Origin of the sequence: Oceanisphaera arctica, assembly GCF_002936955.1 — a bacterium.
GTDB classification, from domain to species: domain Bacteria; phylum Pseudomonadota; class Gammaproteobacteria; order Enterobacterales; family Aeromonadaceae; genus Oceanimonas; species Oceanimonas arctica.
In genome coordinates, this window is the sequence record NZ_MPZM01000001.1 from 1 (window position 1) to 14216 (window position 14216).

Consider the following 14216-nt stretch of genomic DNA (forward strand, 5'->3'; position numbering starts at 1 on the left):
TTAAAAAGCCCTTCACTGATGTGAAGGGCTTTTTTACGTCTGCAGGTCACACCATTTCACATGGCAAAGATAGATTCAGCGAGCGCAGCGATTTCCCAACTGTGAAAGGTGGGCGAAGCACGACCGGAAAAAGCGCTGCTTTTTTAGTTTGCTCTCGCTCCCTTTGCTTTATAACGCCAAGCGATAAAATCATCGAGGTATGTGCCTCTGGCCAACAGGGCGGCTTTTCCTTCCGCTTTCTTTCTGCATAAATGGGTGCTATGTGCTAGACTGGCGCCCATTTTAATGGTCTGAATTTACAACTATTATGCTTGAAGCCAGAGCCTTGACCTGTGTCCGTGAAGAGCGCACCTTATTCGGTGACTTGTCTCTGACGGTGGCGCCCGGCGAACTGGTACAGGTTGCTGGGCCCAACGGCGTCGGTAAAACCAGTCTGCTGCGCTTGCTGGCTGGCCTGTCTCGCCCTTACGGCGGCGAGGTGTACTGGCAGGGCGAGAACATAGAGCAGCATAGAGACGACTATCATCAGGACCTGCTCTACCTCGGCCACCAGGCCGGCATCAAACACGAACTGACCGCCTTCGAGAACCTGGCCTTCTTTTGCCGCATGCATCATGCCGACAGTACCGCCAATCTGTGGGAGGTGCTGGCCACGGTGGGTCTGGCGGGCCTCGAAGATCAAGCTGCCGGTCAGCTGTCTGCCGGCCAGAAACGGCGGGTGGCGCTGGCCCGGCTGTGGTTGGGCGGTCCTCGTTTGTGGATCCTCGATGAACCCTTTACCGCCATCGACAAACACGGCATCAGGGTACTGGAACGACTGCTGCTGGATCATACCGACGCCGGCGGCATGGTATTGATCACCACCCATCAGGATTTATCCCTCTGTGCCGACCGGGCACGCACCCTGCTGCTGACCCCTTATCAGGAGGAGCCGGCATGAGAGCCATGTTTACCGGGGTACTGCGTCGCGAGCTGGTCTCGGCCCTGCGGCGGCGCGCCGATATTCTCAATCCCCTGTGGTTTTTTGTTATCGTCATCAGCCTGTTTCCGTTAGGCATAGGGCCCGAGCCGACCCTGCTGGCGCGTATCGCTCCCGGCATCGTCTGGGTGGCGGCGCTACTGTCGTCGCTGCTGGCGCTGGAGCGACTGTTCAGAGACGACTTTATTGACGGTACCCTGGAACAATTAATGCTGATGCCCTGTCCTTTAGGGGTACTGGTGCTGGCCAAGGTACTGGCACACTGGTTACTGACCGGCTTGCCACTGCTGCTGCTGTCGCCCCTGGTGGCGGTGCTGCTGAGCCTGGACATGGTGGGGTTTCAGGCCGTGTTCTGGACCCTGTTGCTGGGCACGCCGATTCTGAGCCTGCTCGGTGCCATAGGGGTGGCACTGACCGTGGGCATCGGCAAGGGGGGCGTATTGTTGAGCCTGCTGACCCTGCCGTTGTATATTCCGGTACTGATTTTTGCCACCTCGGCCATAGAGGCGGCGGCGTTTGGTGCGCCTTACGACGGTCAGCTGGCGATTCTGGCGGCCATGCTGGTAGGCAGCATTACCTTGGCGCCCTTTGCCATCGCCTCGGCGTTGCGAGTGAGTGTCAACTAACGGACGTCAAGGTGTTTTGAACGACGGATTTGGGATATCTTGGGCCCTTGTGTACCCGGTTTTTGTGAACAACTTATATAACGTTTTCTATAACATTCTCTATAACGTGTAATACAAAAAAGGTCTGTGAGCAACATGTGGAAATGGTTACATCCCTATGCCAAGTCAGAGCAAGCCTACCGGCTGGCGGGCCTCTGGTTACCCTGGTTTGCCGTGTTCAGTATGGTGTCCTTTATCATCGGTCTGGCCTGGGGGCTGGCTTTTGCGCCGGCCGATTATCAGCAGGGCGACTCCTTTCGCATCATCTATATTCATGTGCCCGCCGCCATTCTCTCCATGGGCGCCTATTCCTCGATGGCCATCGCCGCCTTTATCGGACTGGTGTGGCAAATCAAGACCGCCGACATGGCGGTGGCGGCCATCGCACCGGTAGGTGCCGTGTTTACCGCCATCGCCCTCTTTACCGGCGCCGCCTGGGGTAAACCCATGTGGGGTGCCTGGTGGGTATGGGATGCGCGCCTGACCTCCGAACTGATACTGCTGTTCCTCTATCTGGGGGTTATCGCGCTTTATAACGCCATTTCCGACAAGGTGCTGGCCGGCCGTGCCGCCGGTATTCTGGCACTGGTGGGGGTGATCAACCTGCCCATCATCCATTACTCGGTGGAGTGGTGGAATACCCTGCATCAGGGTGCCAGCATCACCAAGTTTGACCGGCCGTCCATTTCCAACGAGATGCTCTGGCCCTTGTTGATCATGATACTGGCCTTCAGTTGTTTTCTGGGGGCGCTGACCCTGATGCGGCTGCGCAACGAATTGATCCGGCGCGAGTCCCATCGTCCCTGGGTACTGAAACTGGTGGAGGAACAGGATGAAATTTGATAGCTGGTCCGCATTCTGGGCCATGGGCGGCTACGGCTTTTATGTGTGGCTGTCTTTTGCTCTGACCATTTTTGCACTGCTGGCGCTGGTGGTGTCGACCATGACCACCAGAAAGAGCCTGCTGCGCGCAGTAAAACAGAAACAGGCCCGGGCGGCCCGTCGTAAAGCCGCCCAGAAGTTGGAGAATACCTTATGAACCCTAGACGTAAAAAGCGCATGGCCCTGCTGCTGGCGGTGGTGGTCGGGCTGTCGGTGATGACCGGGCTGGTACTCTATGCCCTGCAGCAGAATATCGATCTGTTTTATACCCCCACCGAACTGGTGCAGGGCAAGGGCGAAACCAAGCTCAAGCCGGAAGTGGGCCAGCGCCTGCGCATCGGTGGCATGGTGGTGCCGGGCTCGGTCAGCCGTGATCAGCAAAGCCTCAAGGTCAGCTTCGATCTGGTGGATGCAGGCGGTGAAGTCATTACCGTCATTTTCGACGGCATATTGCCGGATCTGTTCCGGGAAGGGCAGGGTATTGTCGCCCAGGGCCACCTGGACGATGCGCGCACCATCACCGCCTTCGAGGTGCTGGCCAAACACGATGAAGAATACATGCCGCCGGAAGTGGCCGAAGCGCTCAAGGGAATAGAGCACGTCAAACCCGAATATTCCCAGGAGCAGCTGAAAGGAAGCCGGTCATGATCCCAGAAATAGGGCAGTTTGCCCTGATCCTCGCCCTGGCGGCGAGTCTGATACTGAGTATTTATCCGCTGCTTGGGGCCGCTCGCGGCAACGTCGGCATGATGCTGCTGGCACGGCCCCTGTCTTACGCCATGTTCGGCTTCTTGCTTCTGTCGTTCGGCTGCCTGACCTGGGCCTTTATCGATCACGACTTTACCGTGCTCTATGTGGCCTCTAACTCCAACAGCCTGTTGCCGCTGGAATATCGAATTTCCGCGGTGTGGGGCGCTCACGAGGGCTCTCTGCTGTTGTGGGTACTGACGCTGGCTGGCTGGACGGCGGCCGTGGCCCGCTTCAGTCGTGCGCTGCCGCTGGATGCGGTGGCCCGGGTGCTGAGTGTGATGGGCATGATTGGCGTCGGCTTCCTGCTGTTCGTGATTGTGACCTCCAACCCCTTCGAGCGCACCCTGCCGTTCTTTCCTGTCGATGGCCGGGATCTTAACCCTCTGCTGCAGGATCCGGGGCTGATATTCCATCCGCCCATGCTCTATATGGGCTACGTGGGCTTTTCAGTCGCTTTTGCCTTTGCCATCGCCTCTCTGATGACCGGCAAACTGGACGCGGCCTGGGCTCGCTGGTCACGGCCCTGGACCATGGCCGCCTGGATCTTTCTGACGCTGGGCATAGCGCTGGGCTCCTGGTGGGCCTATTACGAGCTTGGCTGGGGCGGCTGGTGGTTCTGGGATCCGGTAGAAAATGCCTCCTTCATGCCCTGGCTGGCCGGTACGGCGCTGATCCACTCGCTGGCGGTGACCGAGAAACGGGCCACCTTCAAGGCCTGGACGGTACTGCTGGCGATCATGGCCTTCTCGTTGAGCCTGCTCGGTACCTTTCTGGTGCGCTCCGGGGTGCTGGTATCGGTGCATGCCTTCGCCTCGGACCCAACCCGCGGACTCTTTATTCTGGTGTTCCTGATGCTGGTGATCGGCGCCTCGCTGCTGCTTTACGCCATCAAGGGCGCCGAGGTCAAAAGCCATGGCAAGCATGAGCTGGCCAGCCGCGAGAGCATGCTGCTCGGCAACAACATAGTGCTGATGGCCGGTCTGGTGGTGGTGCTGATCGGCACCTTGTTGCCTCTGGTGCACAAGGAGCTGGGCCTGGGGAGTATTAGCATAGGCGCGCCTTTCTTCAACAGCCTCTATGCCTGGTTGATCATCCCCTTCGCGCTGTTGCTGGGTGCTGGCCCCCTGTTCCGCTGGCGTCGTCAGAGCATGAAGGAAATCAACGGCAAGCTGCTGTTTGCGGCCGTGGCCAGCGTGGCTATCGGGGCCTTCCTGCCCTGGTACTTTGCCGACAATTTCGAAGTCTGGGCGGCGGTCGGTCTGGGCCTGGGGGCCTTTATCGTGATCACCAGCCTGCAGGAAACCTGGGTGCGTGCCACCCATCGCCATTCATTTGGTGTGGGAGTACGCAAGTTGGGTAACAGCCACTGGGCCATGTTCACCGGTCATATCGGCCTGGCGGTGACCATCATCGGCATCAGCTGCACCCAGCTTTACAGCATAGAGCGGGACGTGCGCATGAGCGCCGGCGACAGCGTGACCTTCTCCGGTTATACCTTTACCTTCGAAGGAACCCGTCAGGCCGACGGCGCCAACTATGAAGGCTTCAAGGGCGTGATTGGTGTCAGCAAAAACGGTCGGGAGCTGACCAAGCTCAAGGCGGAGAAACGACTCTATCTGGTGCAGCGCATGCCGATGACCGAAGCGGCCATAGACGCCGGTTTTACCCGCGATCTCTATGCGGCGCTGGGCGAGGAGCTGGATGACGGCGCCTGGGCGGTACGACTCTATTACAAGCCCTTTATTCGCTGGGTCTGGTTCGGCGCCGTGCTGATGGCCATCGCCGGTGTCATTTCCATGGTCGACAAACGCTATCGTTTCGGTGGTAAAACTACGCAGGAGGCTGCATGAATCGTCGAGTCCTGATCCTGTCCATCCCCCTGCTGATTTTTCTGGGGGCCTGCGCCTTCCTGTACAAGGGACTGTTTTCGGATCCGCGCAAGCTGGAGTCGGCGCTGCTGGACCAGCCGGTACCGGAATTCAGCCTGACGTCGTTACAGAACCCGGACCAGCAGTTCAGCCGGGAAATTTTTACCGGCCAGCCCATGTTGCTCAACGTCTGGGCGACCTGGTGTCCGACCTGTTATGCCGAGCATGAATACCTTAATGAGCTGAAGGCGAAAGAGGGTATTTACATTGTCGGCATGAACTACAAGGACGAGCGGGACAAGGCCCTGCGCTGGTTGAAGAACCTGGGCAACCCTTATGCCATCGATCTGTACGATCCTCGCGGTATGCTGGGGCTGGATCTGGGCGTTTACGGTGCTCCCGAGACTTTTCTCATCGACAGCCAGGGGGTAATTCGTTACCGCCACGTTGGTGATGTGAACGAGCAGGTGTGGCAGCAGACCCTGAAACCGATTTTCGAGCGGATGGAGTAAAGCGATGCGTTTATGCTCTGTGCTGATATTACTGGCAGGCTTATGGCTGCCGCCGGCCACGGCCGCCATCGATGTCTATGAGTTCGACTCTCCCCGGCAGGAAGAGACCTTCCGCGAGCTGACCCGGGAGTTACGCTGCCCCAAGTGCCAGAACCAGGATATTGCCGACTCCAACGCCGAGCTGGCCAAGGATCTGCGCGAAAAGACTTACACCATGTTGCGCGAGGGCAGCAGCAAGAAAGAAATCATCGATTTCATGGTGGCCCGCTACGGCAACTTCATTCTCTACAAGCCGCCGGTGATGGCGTCGACCCTGATCCTGTGGCTCGGCCCCGTGCTGGTGATGCTGCTGGGACTGGTCATAGTACTGGTACGGACCCGAAAAAAATCGCGAAATAGCCCAGATGGTGCGGATAGCGCCTTGAGTGAGCAAGAACAACGGCGCCTGGCCGAACTGCTGAACAAAGACAAAGAGAGCTGATATGACCTTATTCTGGATCCTCAGCGGCCTGCTGACGCTGCTGCTGGCACTGGTGATAATACTGCCCCTGACCCGAGGTCGGGCCGAGTCCAGCCATAGCCGTAATCAACTCAATACCCAGTTGTATCGGCAACGGTTGCAGGAGCTGGAGCAGGACCGGGATCAGGGCCTGCTGGAAGAGGGTGAGTCGGCGGCACAGGAGCTGCAGAAAAGCCTGCTGGACGACGTAGTCACCGAAAAACCGCAGCAGTATCGCCGCGGTATCTGGTTATGGCTGCCGGCGGTATTGATAGTCGTGGCTGTAGCTTACGCCGGTTACTGGCAGCTGGGAGCCTATCCCAAGGTGGTGCAGTGGCAGGATAACGCCGCCCGGCTGAGCGAGTTGTCGCGCAAGGTACTGATTGAGCCGGATGGCGAGGTGACCGAGCAGGACATGATGGATCTGATCCAGTCGTTGCGTACCAAGTTACATCAGGACGGCGATGATTTCCGTGGCTGGTTGCTGCTGGGACGCCTGACCCTAGAAATGCGCGACGGCGAAACCGCCCGCGATGCGCTGGAAAAGGCGCTCAAGCTGACCGATACCCCGGATACGGTGATAGTGCCTTACGCCGAGGCGCTGGCCATGACCGGCGAGGCGCTGCGCGCCGAAAACATGATCAAACAGGTGCTGTCCCGGGACCCGGACAATCTGGAAGCCTGGTCCGTATTTGCCTTTATGGCCTTGCAGCAGGATAACCTGACCGCAGCCATCGCCCGCTGGCAGCAGATTCTGCAGCGCATGTCGCCGGATAGCCCCCGCTATGCCATGATTGAACGTTCGGTTGCCTTTGCCGAGCGTCGCCTGGCAGAAACCGACCAGGCGCCGGTGACCGGCCCGCGCTTCGAGGTAGAGGTGAATGCCGCAAGCGCCGTGCCTTATCATCCGGGTGCCGTGCTCTTTGTGTATGCGGTAGACGCCCAGGGTGGCGAAATGCCGCTGGTGGCTCGACGTATCGAGCGGCCCTCGTTTCCGCTGACTGTTACCCTGTCCAATGCGGACGCCATGGTGGCCAGCAACAACATGAGCGGGCGGGATGCGGTCGTGATCAAGGCGCGGATTGCCCCCAGTGGCAACGTGACCTATGCCACCGACGCCTGGGAAGGTCGCAGCGGCGTGATGAGCACCGATGAAGATAGTCAGTTGTCCATCTTCATCGATACGCCGCTGTAAGGGAGTAGCAGCGGCCACGCCAACTGGTCGTGAGCGATAATAAGATAATAACAAAATCGATAAGGTTTAGATTATGTGGCGAATCTTGATAGTGACGGCGGGCATTGCCCTGACCGGTTGTGCCGCTCACGAGGGCGTGGACGTTCCTCGGACGAACGATCCTTTCTCACCGGCTATACCGGCCGATTACGTGAAGGCGACGGCCAATGATGCCCGTGACCCTTTCGAGCCGGTCAACCGTGCCTCCTGGGTCATCAACTACGATGTGCTGGATCCCTATGTGGTGCGTCCGGCGGCACATGCCTATGCGGATTATGTGGCCAAGCCGGTCAGAGACGGGCTGCAGAACGTGGTGCTCAACCTGGAAGAGCCGGCCAGCTTCGTCAACCATCTGGTGACCGGCGATTTTCCCGGAGCCGGTACCAACCTGGCTCGCTTCGGGGTGAACAGTACCGTCGGGGTGCTGGGTTACTTTGACGTGGCGGAAAAAATGACGCTGTCACGTCGCTCCAAGGATTTCAGCCAGGTACTGGGCCAGATGGGCGTCGGCGACGGCCCCTTCCTTATGGTGCCGGTACTGGGACCGACCACGCTGCGCCAGCTTTCCGGCGACATGGTCGACAGCCTCTATTTTCCCTACGACGTGATGAGCCTGGCCCTGCGAACCGGTAAATGGGCGCTCGACGGCCTCTATCAGCGCAGCGAGCTGATAGAGCGTGAAGCCATCATCGATAATGCCCTCGATCCTTATGGACTGACCAAGGATCTCTATCTGCAATATCAGGATACCAAGATAGGCAAGGAATTCGAGCCGGCCTCCGACGAAGAGCTGGAAGCCTTCATGGACGAGATTGACGGGTAAATAATGAAACTCAGGGTCTTGGGGAAGCGCCGGTCTACTCCTCCCCCTTGGTAGCGGCGTCACAGACAGAGCTGCGGTTTCGGCGCCAGGGGGAGGCGGGGTGGGGGTGTCATTTTCGGACTTTGGCAGTAACCCCTCCCCCGCCCTTCCCTTGCACCTCGTCGTGATTCTGCAAATCCGAGGCTAAGGGGAGGGAGCAAAGCGGTACGGTGTTTTTAATCGCCTCACGCCTCACATTCCAATCAGGGTTTTCCGGTAATACCGCCGCTGACGATAAAGGTGGTCATCTTGCTGGCGGCCACATCCAGAATCTGGATCTTGTCCTTGTCTACCACGATGAGATTGCCGGCAAAATTATAGGACTGGGGCAGATAGACGGCGACCTTGCCCGGTAGGCCGAACTCTTTCATGTCTTCCCGGGTGATAAAGCCCAGCAGCTGTATTTCTCCGCCCATCAGGCTGACCGCCACGGGTTTGTTGAACTTTTTATTATCCCCGATCAGCGCATTGAACAGATCTCGCAGCGAGTTATAGAGCAGTTTGACCAGGGGGATCCGGGTCAGTACGCTGTCGAACAGCGACAGGAAAAAACGGCCGAGATAAAAAGAAGCGAACATGCCGGTCATGATGATCACCGCCAGAGTCAGCAGGCCACCGGCGAGATCGGCAATCCAGCCCGTTTCCAGCCCCGGAACCACCAATTGCAGCACCGAGCCCAGGGCCGAAAACAGGGTTTCGTTAAGTACGTTGAAAATCAGATAAACCAGATACACCGTCAGTACGAAGGGCAGCAGGATCAACAGACCCTGAAAGAAAAAACGGAGAAGTCGTTGCATCATCAGGCTCCAGTAAAAGGGGCGGCATCATGGCAGATCCGAAGAGGAATAACAGCTGAAATCAACGGTGCTGTGTCAGGCGAAGTCGTGCGGACCCAGGGGTTAGCGGCCGGCGTTGAACCGGCGAAAGAAACACAGCCATTTTCGATACCAGGGCGGCCGGAAGTGACGGCTCTGCTCGGCGGCAAACAGCGCCTTGTGCAGCAGCATGGCGCTGGGCCTCTGGCCATAATGCCGCTCCCAGCTTTGACTGACTTCATCCATGATCAGCCGGCACTGGTGATCGTAGAGGGTGTCGTGGTTATAAGACGGCGGACTCTGGCGATAATCCACCGCGTAGTGGTCCAGAATGCGGCGAAAGCTGGCCACCAGTTGCTGATATTGATGTTGATCCATGAAATCTCCTCGCTTCCCTGAGTATATGCCGCCCCGACGGCTGCGGCATTCTGACTCTTTTATACGCACTTGGCCCCGGCAACATAAAATAACCGATTTTTGCGCACTATCAGGCTTTGCAAGGCGGCCCGGCCTTGGTAAGGTGAAAGTGGTTGCGTAAGAAAGAAATAACTTGATGTCAAATATGACGCTATTTTTCTTTCTATTTGGTTGTAATGATTTGTTTACAAGTGAGGATGTCATCATGCAGAAAGACACACTGAATAATATCCATATCCGATCCGAAAAGGTGATGATCACCCCGGCGGAGCTGAAAGCCAAGTTGCCGATCTCCGGCCAGGCGCTGTCATACATCGGCCAGGCCCGGCAGACCATTTCCGATATTATTCAGCGCAAGGATCACCGCCTGCTGGTGATCTGCGGTCCTTGCTCCATTCACGATATCGACGCAGCCAAAGAGTACGCAACCCGCCTCAAAAAACTGCATGATGACTACAGTGACAGCCTTTATATCGTGATGCGCGTCTATTTCGAGAAGCCGCGCACTACCGTCGGTTGGAAAGGCTTTATCAACGATCCTCACCTGGACGGCACCTTCGACATCGAACAGGGTCTGCATAAGGCACGCGAGCTGTTGTGCTGGCTGGCCGAGCTGGAACTGCCGCTGGCGACCGAAGCACTGGATCCCATAAGCCCCCAGTATCTGGCCGAGCTGTTTTCCTGGTCGGCCATCGGCGCCCGCACCACCGAGTCTCAGACCCACAGAGAAATGGCCTCGGGTCTGTCGATGCCGGTGGGCTTCAAGAACGGTACCGACGGCAACTTGGGCACCGCCATCAATGCGTTGAAGGCGGCGGCCGAGTCCCATGCCTTCATGGGCATCAACCAGGAAGGGCAGGTGGCCTTGCTGGTGACTCAGGGCAACCCGGACGGCCATGTAATACTGCGTGGCGGCAAGCACCCCAACTACGACTCGGTCAATGTTTCTCTGGCCGAAAAGGCGATGACGTCCGCCGGTCTGGCACCCAGCCTGGTGGTGGATTGCAGTCACGGCAACTCCAACAAGGATTACAGCCTGCAGCCGCTGGTCACCGAAAACGTGGTGCATCAGATCCAGGAAGGCAACAAGTCCATTCTCGGCATCATGCTGGAATCGCACCTGTTTGAAGGCAACCAGTCCAGCGAACAGCCGCGCAGCGACATGCGTTATGGGGTATCGATCACCGACGCCTGCATCGACTGGGACACTACCGCCGACCTGCTGGCCCGTTGCCATCAGCAGCTGGCAACACCGTTAAAGAACCGGCTTGGCTGAGTGTCGCGCCTTCGTGATTGAGCCGAGTGATTGAATAGAGCCGCCTGACGCCTCGGGGTGACTGTCCCCGCCGGCGGTTCACAGGCATAATAGAGCACCGCGTCCGGGAAGGGCCGGTGCTTTTGTAATTGGGATGGGACCATGGTAGATGAATTAGCTGTCCTGCGGGATCAGATAGACGAAGTTGACCAGCAGCTGGTTGAGCTGTTTGCCCGCCGCCTGAAACTGGTGGCGGGAGTAGGGGAAGTCAAGAGCCGCCAGGGGGTGCCTATTTATGCCCCCGACAGAGAGGCGGCCATGCTGGCCCGACGCCGGGCCGAAGCCGAGGCGCGTGGCGTACCGCCGGATCTGATTGAAGATGTGTTGCGCCGGGCCATGCGTGAGTCTTACGCCAGCGAAAAAGACACCGGCTTCAAGTGCATGAACCCCTCGCTTGGCAAGGCGGTGGTGATCGGTGGCGCCGGTCAGTTGGGCGGCCTGTTCGCTCATTTGCTGACCCTGTCCGGTTATTCGGTCGAGATCCTGGAAAAAGACGACTGGGCACGGGCCGACCAATTACTGACCGGTGCGGGTCTGGTAGTGGTGGCGGTGCCTATCGATCAGACGGTGGCGGTCATAGAGCGTCTGCCTCGCCTGGCCGACGACTGCCTGCTGGTCGACCTGACCAGCATCAAGGCCGAGCCGCTGGCGGCCATGATGAAGGTGCACGCCGGTCCCGTGCTGGGGCTGCACCCCATGTTCGGGCCCGATGTGTCCAGTCTGGCCAAACAGGTGATCATCTACAGCGAAGGCCGCAGCGCCGAGCAGTATGAATGGCTGCTGGCCCAGATGCGCATCTGGGGTGCCCGCCTGCAGGCGGTGAGTGCCGAAGAGCATGACAAGGCCATGAGTTTGGTGCAGGCGCTGCGTCACTTTACCAGCTTTGCTTATGGCGCCCACCTCTGCGCCGAACAGGCAGATCTGGCGCAATTGCTGCGCCTGAGCTCTCCCATCTATCGGCTGGAGCTGGCCATGGTCGGTCGCCTGTTCGCCCAGGATCCTGTGCTTTACGCCGACATCATTTTGTCGTCACCCGGCAACCTGGAGATGATCCGTCGTTACCATCGCTGCTTCGGCGAGCTGCTGGAGCAGCTGGAGCAGGGCAAGCGTGACGCCTTCGTGCAACAGTTCTCTACCGTTAGCGAGTTTTTCGGCGACTATGCAGACACCTTCCTCAAGGAAAGCCGCAACTTGCTGGCCCAGGCCAACGACAGCCGTCATCATGCTGATTGAAAAATGTGAGGGGTAAGGTGTAAGGGGGAAACGCCGAAGCGACACCCCCTCCCAGCCTCCCCCTGGCGAGACCCCGTAGCCATGCCTGTATCCCCGCTGCCAAGGGGGAGGGGCAACAAGCTCCCTCCCCTTAACTTCGAATTTTCAGAACGACGGCGATGTGCAACGCAAGGGGAGGGCTGGGGAGGGGTTACTGCAGGTACCCCTCCTCACGCTCCTTAATCCTGATACAGCCGCTGGGCCAGTTGTTGCAGCGGGGCTATATCATCCACGTCGTTCAGGGTAATGCAGAACCCCTGAATGCCCGCTCCCTTCAAGGCATGGCCCAGTTCGGGTAGCAGGCCGTCCTGACCCTGCAGCTGGCTGAGCAGGGGCAGGCGGCTTTGTTGTTGCAGACGCAGTAACTCGGGCAGGGAGCGGCTCCGGGTGTCGAGTAGCGCCAGCTGCTGGTTGCCTTCGGTCAGTATCTGCTCGGCCTCGGCCAGGGTTTGCTCCAGATTGTCTGCCAGCGGCAGCAATACCGGGCGGGTGCTGCGACCGGCGGCGTTCAGCAGCTCGTCGCGTCGTCCCTCTATGGGTTGCAGCAGCAGCAGGTCGAGCGACTCCGCCGCTTGGCTCAGTTGTTCCGGGGTGTGGACCAGAGTCATGGAGGCCAGATCGAACTGGGCGGCAATTTCACGCAACTGCTGCAGGCGCTGTTGTTCCTGCTGGCTGTCGCCCTGTCCGAAACAGGGGGCCGCCAGCACCTGACCGCCGTGTTCTTTCAGACGGCGCGCCGCTTCCTGCAAGGCGGAGCGCTCGGGCCAGGTCGCCAGTGTGGCCGCCAGCAACGGCTCTTGACGACTCATGTAAAAGCGGCCGATCTGCAGTGGCATGCCGGCGTTCTTGGCGGCCTGCTTGTGGGGCGGCGGTGTCAAGGTGCCGCCGTTACCATGGCTCAGCGCTCGGGACGGAATACGGGTTGGCGCCACCTCGGCACTGGGATAACAGCCCAGAATCTTGATGAAGCGGACTATGTCTTTCAGCTCTTTCAGCGCCGCCTGCATCTCGTCGCTGTTGACGTTAGCCGCCACATCCACATAGAACATTTCTTCCCAGGGATTGCCGATAATGGGACGGGACTCGAGCTTGGTCATGGTGATGTGATGACTGCGCAGCACCAGCAGGGTTTCCACCAGGGCACCGCTTTGCTGGCCGGTCGACATGATGAAGCTGGTTTTGGCAGGGATCTGCGCCGCCACTTCCACCGGCTTGCGCGCCACCACGATAAAGCGGGTCATGTTCTGCTTCTGGTTGGCCAGGCCGCGCACCAGCGGCTTGAGACCGTGCAGCTCACCGCCGTCGGCGCTGCCCATGGCGCCGATATCCGCGCGCTTCAGGTTGGAGACCAGTTCCATGGCGTTGGAGGAGGCGGCACAGAATTCGACTTTGACGCCCGGCAGCGTCTTCAGATACTGGGAACACTGCTGATACACCTGGGGATGGGTGTAAAGGGTTTTCAGCTTACTGACGTCGGTGTCTACCGCCACCAGCAGGCAGTGTTCTATCGGCTGGGTCAGTTCGCCGACGATGGACAGGCTGGTGTGCTGCATCAGATCGAACACGTCGTTGATGGCGCCCGAGCTGGTGTTTTCGATGGGCAGAATACCGTATTGCGCCTGACCGGACTCGACGGTATCGAAGATCTGCTGAAAGGTTTCGCAGTTATGCTCGACCATGGTGGCCTGAAAGCGGGACAGATACTTGCGGGCGGCCATGTTGGAGTAGGAGCCCCGCAGACCGAGAAAGGCAACGCTGATGGCCGGCACTTCATCCTGGGGGTTGAGCAAGTCCTGCAGCAGCGCCTGTTGCGACAGCACCGAGTCTTCTATAATGGTGTGATAGAGCTGGGTGACGTAATGGGCGTCCAGACCGAGCTGGCGCCCCTGGTTGATCAGCGCCACCAGCAGTGCCTGCTCCCGTACCTGATCCCGAATCGGCCTCGGGTTTTCCAGCTTGCTACGGGCCACTTCCAGACTCAGGCCTTTGCGTTTGGCCAGCAGGGTCAGCAGTTCCTTGTCGAGGCGGCTGATGTGGGTTCTGATCTCATCCAGATTCATGAATTTGGTTTCCCTTATACCTAAAAAAAGTGTCACCTAGGGTCTGTTGACCTTTCGCGGTTAAATTTTGTTCGAGTTAAACGCGT

15 protein-coding genes and 1 pseudogene are annotated in these 14216 nt (G+C 58.7%); 13 read left to right on the plus strand and 3 right to left on the minus strand.

The features are described 5' to 3' along the window. From UN63_RS17155 to UN63_RS00050, 11 genes are all read left to right on the plus strand, one after another. Window positions 1-251 (plus strand): hypothetical protein (locus tag UN63_RS17155; protein WP_219821039.1); only part of this gene is annotated, 251 nt, incomplete at its 5' end. Between the two features lie 53 nt (window positions 252-304). Next, complete coding sequence (ccmA, locus tag UN63_RS00005; protein ID WP_219821041.1) at window positions 305-940, plus strand: cytochrome c biogenesis heme-transporting ATPase CcmA; 636 nt, start codon at window positions 305-307, stop codon at window positions 938-940. Beyond that, window positions 937-1605, plus strand: a complete 669-nt coding sequence (gene ccmB, locus UN63_RS00010; protein ID WP_104484747.1) for a heme exporter protein CcmB — start codon at window positions 937-939, stop codon at window positions 1603-1605. Before ccmA ends, ccmB begins: the two co-directional genes overlap by 4 nt. 135 nt (window positions 1606-1740) lie before the next feature. Next, window positions 1741-2487 (plus strand): heme ABC transporter permease, encoded by a 747-nt coding sequence (locus UN63_RS00015; protein WP_104484748.1) that lies wholly within the window; start codon window positions 1741-1743, stop codon window positions 2485-2487. Further along, the gene (ccmD, locus tag UN63_RS00020; protein ID WP_104484749.1) at window positions 2477-2683 is read left to right on the plus strand and encodes a heme exporter protein CcmD; all 207 of its coding nucleotides are present in this window, start codon (window positions 2477-2479) and stop codon (window positions 2681-2683) included. Before UN63_RS00015 ends, ccmD begins: the two co-directional genes overlap by 11 nt. Then, on the plus strand, window positions 2680-3174 hold the full coding sequence (gene ccmE, locus UN63_RS00025; RefSeq protein ID WP_104484750.1) for a cytochrome c maturation protein CcmE: 495 nt from the start codon (window positions 2680-2682) through the stop codon (window positions 3172-3174). The genes ccmD and ccmE overlap by 4 nt, the downstream gene beginning before the upstream one ends. Beyond that, window positions 3171-5126: a heme lyase CcmF/NrfE family subunit gene (locus UN63_RS00030; protein WP_104484751.1), complete on the plus strand. Its 1956-nt coding sequence runs from the start codon at window positions 3171-3173 to the stop codon at window positions 5124-5126. The genes ccmE and UN63_RS00030 overlap by 4 nt, the downstream gene beginning before the upstream one ends. Next, window positions 5123-5656 carry a DsbE family thiol:disulfide interchange protein gene (locus UN63_RS00035; protein ID WP_104484752.1) on the plus strand — a complete coding sequence of 178 codons (534 nt, stop codon included), beginning with the start codon at window positions 5123-5125 and terminating at the stop codon, window positions 5654-5656. Before UN63_RS00030 ends, UN63_RS00035 begins: the two co-directional genes overlap by 4 nt. A gap of 4 nt (window positions 5657-5660) precedes the next feature. Next, window positions 5661-6137 carry a cytochrome c-type biogenesis protein gene (locus UN63_RS00040; RefSeq protein ID WP_104484753.1) on the plus strand — a complete coding sequence of 159 codons (477 nt, stop codon included), beginning with the start codon at window positions 5661-5663 and terminating at the stop codon, window positions 6135-6137. Window position 6138: 1 nt separating this feature from the next. Continuing rightward, window positions 6139-7350: a c-type cytochrome biogenesis protein CcmI gene (ccmI, locus tag UN63_RS00045; RefSeq protein WP_104484754.1), complete on the plus strand. Its 1212-nt coding sequence runs from the start codon at window positions 6139-6141 to the stop codon at window positions 7348-7350. A 73-nt stretch (window positions 7351-7423) separates the two neighbouring features. Continuing rightward, on the plus strand, window positions 7424-8212 hold the full coding sequence (locus tag UN63_RS00050) for an MlaA family lipoprotein (RefSeq protein WP_229793573.1): 789 nt from the start codon (window positions 7424-7426) through the stop codon (window positions 8210-8212). Window positions 8213-8454: 242 nt separating this feature from the next. Here UN63_RS00050 and UN63_RS00055 read toward each other — a convergent pair whose 3' ends face one another. Beyond that, window positions 8455-9048, minus strand: coding sequence for a DUF502 domain-containing protein (locus UN63_RS00055; RefSeq protein WP_104484756.1), 594 nt, complete (start codon window positions 9046-9048; stop codon window positions 8455-8457). A gap of 102 nt (window positions 9049-9150) precedes the next feature. Beyond that, the gene (locus UN63_RS00060; protein ID WP_104484757.1) at window positions 9151-9444 is read right to left on the minus strand and encodes a hypothetical protein; all 294 of its coding nucleotides are present in this window, start codon (window positions 9442-9444) and stop codon (window positions 9151-9153) included. 244 nt (window positions 9445-9688) lie between these two features. Between UN63_RS00060 and UN63_RS00065 the strand changes: the two genes are divergently transcribed. Further along, complete coding sequence (locus UN63_RS00065; RefSeq protein WP_104484758.1) at window positions 9689-10759, plus strand: 3-deoxy-7-phosphoheptulonate synthase; 1071 nt, start codon at window positions 9689-9691, stop codon at window positions 10757-10759. 141 nt (window positions 10760-10900) lie between these two features. Next, window positions 10901-12031 carry a bifunctional chorismate mutase/prephenate dehydrogenase gene (gene tyrA / locus UN63_RS00070; protein WP_104484759.1) on the plus strand — a complete coding sequence of 377 codons (1131 nt, stop codon included), beginning with the start codon at window positions 10901-10903 and terminating at the stop codon, window positions 12029-12031. Window positions 12032-12981: 950 nt separating this feature from the next. Here tyrA and UN63_RS17250 read toward each other — a convergent pair. After that, window positions 12982-14130, minus strand: a pseudogene (locus tag UN63_RS17250) (chorismate mutase); the annotation flags it as partial. Window positions 14131-14216 lie beyond the last annotated feature (86 nt).

What these genes read in the sequence shown, in the direction of transcription:
- UN63_RS00030 (WP_104484751.1), top strand. Translation starts at nt 3,171, where the DNA reads ATGATCCCAGAAATAGGGCAGTTTGCCCTGATCCTCGCCCTGGCGGCG.
- UN63_RS00065 (WP_104484758.1), top strand. Translation starts at nt 9,689, where the DNA reads ATGCAGAAAGACACACTGAATAATATCCATATCCGATCCGAAAAGGTG.
- ccmD (WP_104484749.1), top strand. Translation starts at nt 2,477, where the DNA reads ATGAAATTTGATAGCTGGTCCGCATTCTGGGCCATGGGCGGCTACGGC.
- UN63_RS00035 (WP_104484752.1), top strand. Translation starts at nt 5,123, where the DNA reads ATGAATCGTCGAGTCCTGATCCTGTCCATCCCCCTGCTGATTTTTCTG.
- ccmB (WP_104484747.1), top strand. Translation starts at nt 937, where the DNA reads ATGAGAGCCATGTTTACCGGGGTACTGCGTCGCGAGCTGGTCTCGGCC.
- UN63_RS00015 (WP_104484748.1), top strand. Translation starts at nt 1,741, where the DNA reads ATGTGGAAATGGTTACATCCCTATGCCAAGTCAGAGCAAGCCTACCGG.
- UN63_RS00050 (WP_229793573.1), top strand. Translation starts at nt 7,424, where the DNA reads ATGTGGCGAATCTTGATAGTGACGGCGGGCATTGCCCTGACCGGTTGT.
- UN63_RS00060 (WP_104484757.1), bottom strand. Translation starts at nt 9,444, where the DNA reads ATGGATCAACATCAATATCAGCAACTGGTGGCCAGCTTTCGCCGCATT.
- ccmI (WP_104484754.1), top strand. Translation starts at nt 6,139, where the DNA reads ATGACCTTATTCTGGATCCTCAGCGGCCTGCTGACGCTGCTGCTGGCA.
- tyrA (WP_104484759.1), top strand. Translation starts at nt 10,901, where the DNA reads ATGGTAGATGAATTAGCTGTCCTGCGGGATCAGATAGACGAAGTTGAC.
- UN63_RS00040 (WP_104484753.1), top strand. Translation starts at nt 5,661, where the DNA reads ATGCGTTTATGCTCTGTGCTGATATTACTGGCAGGCTTATGGCTGCCG.
- UN63_RS00055 (WP_104484756.1), bottom strand. Translation starts at nt 9,048, where the DNA reads ATGCAACGACTTCTCCGTTTTTTCTTTCAGGGTCTGTTGATCCTGCTG.
- ccmE (WP_104484750.1), top strand. Translation starts at nt 2,680, where the DNA reads ATGAACCCTAGACGTAAAAAGCGCATGGCCCTGCTGCTGGCGGTGGTG.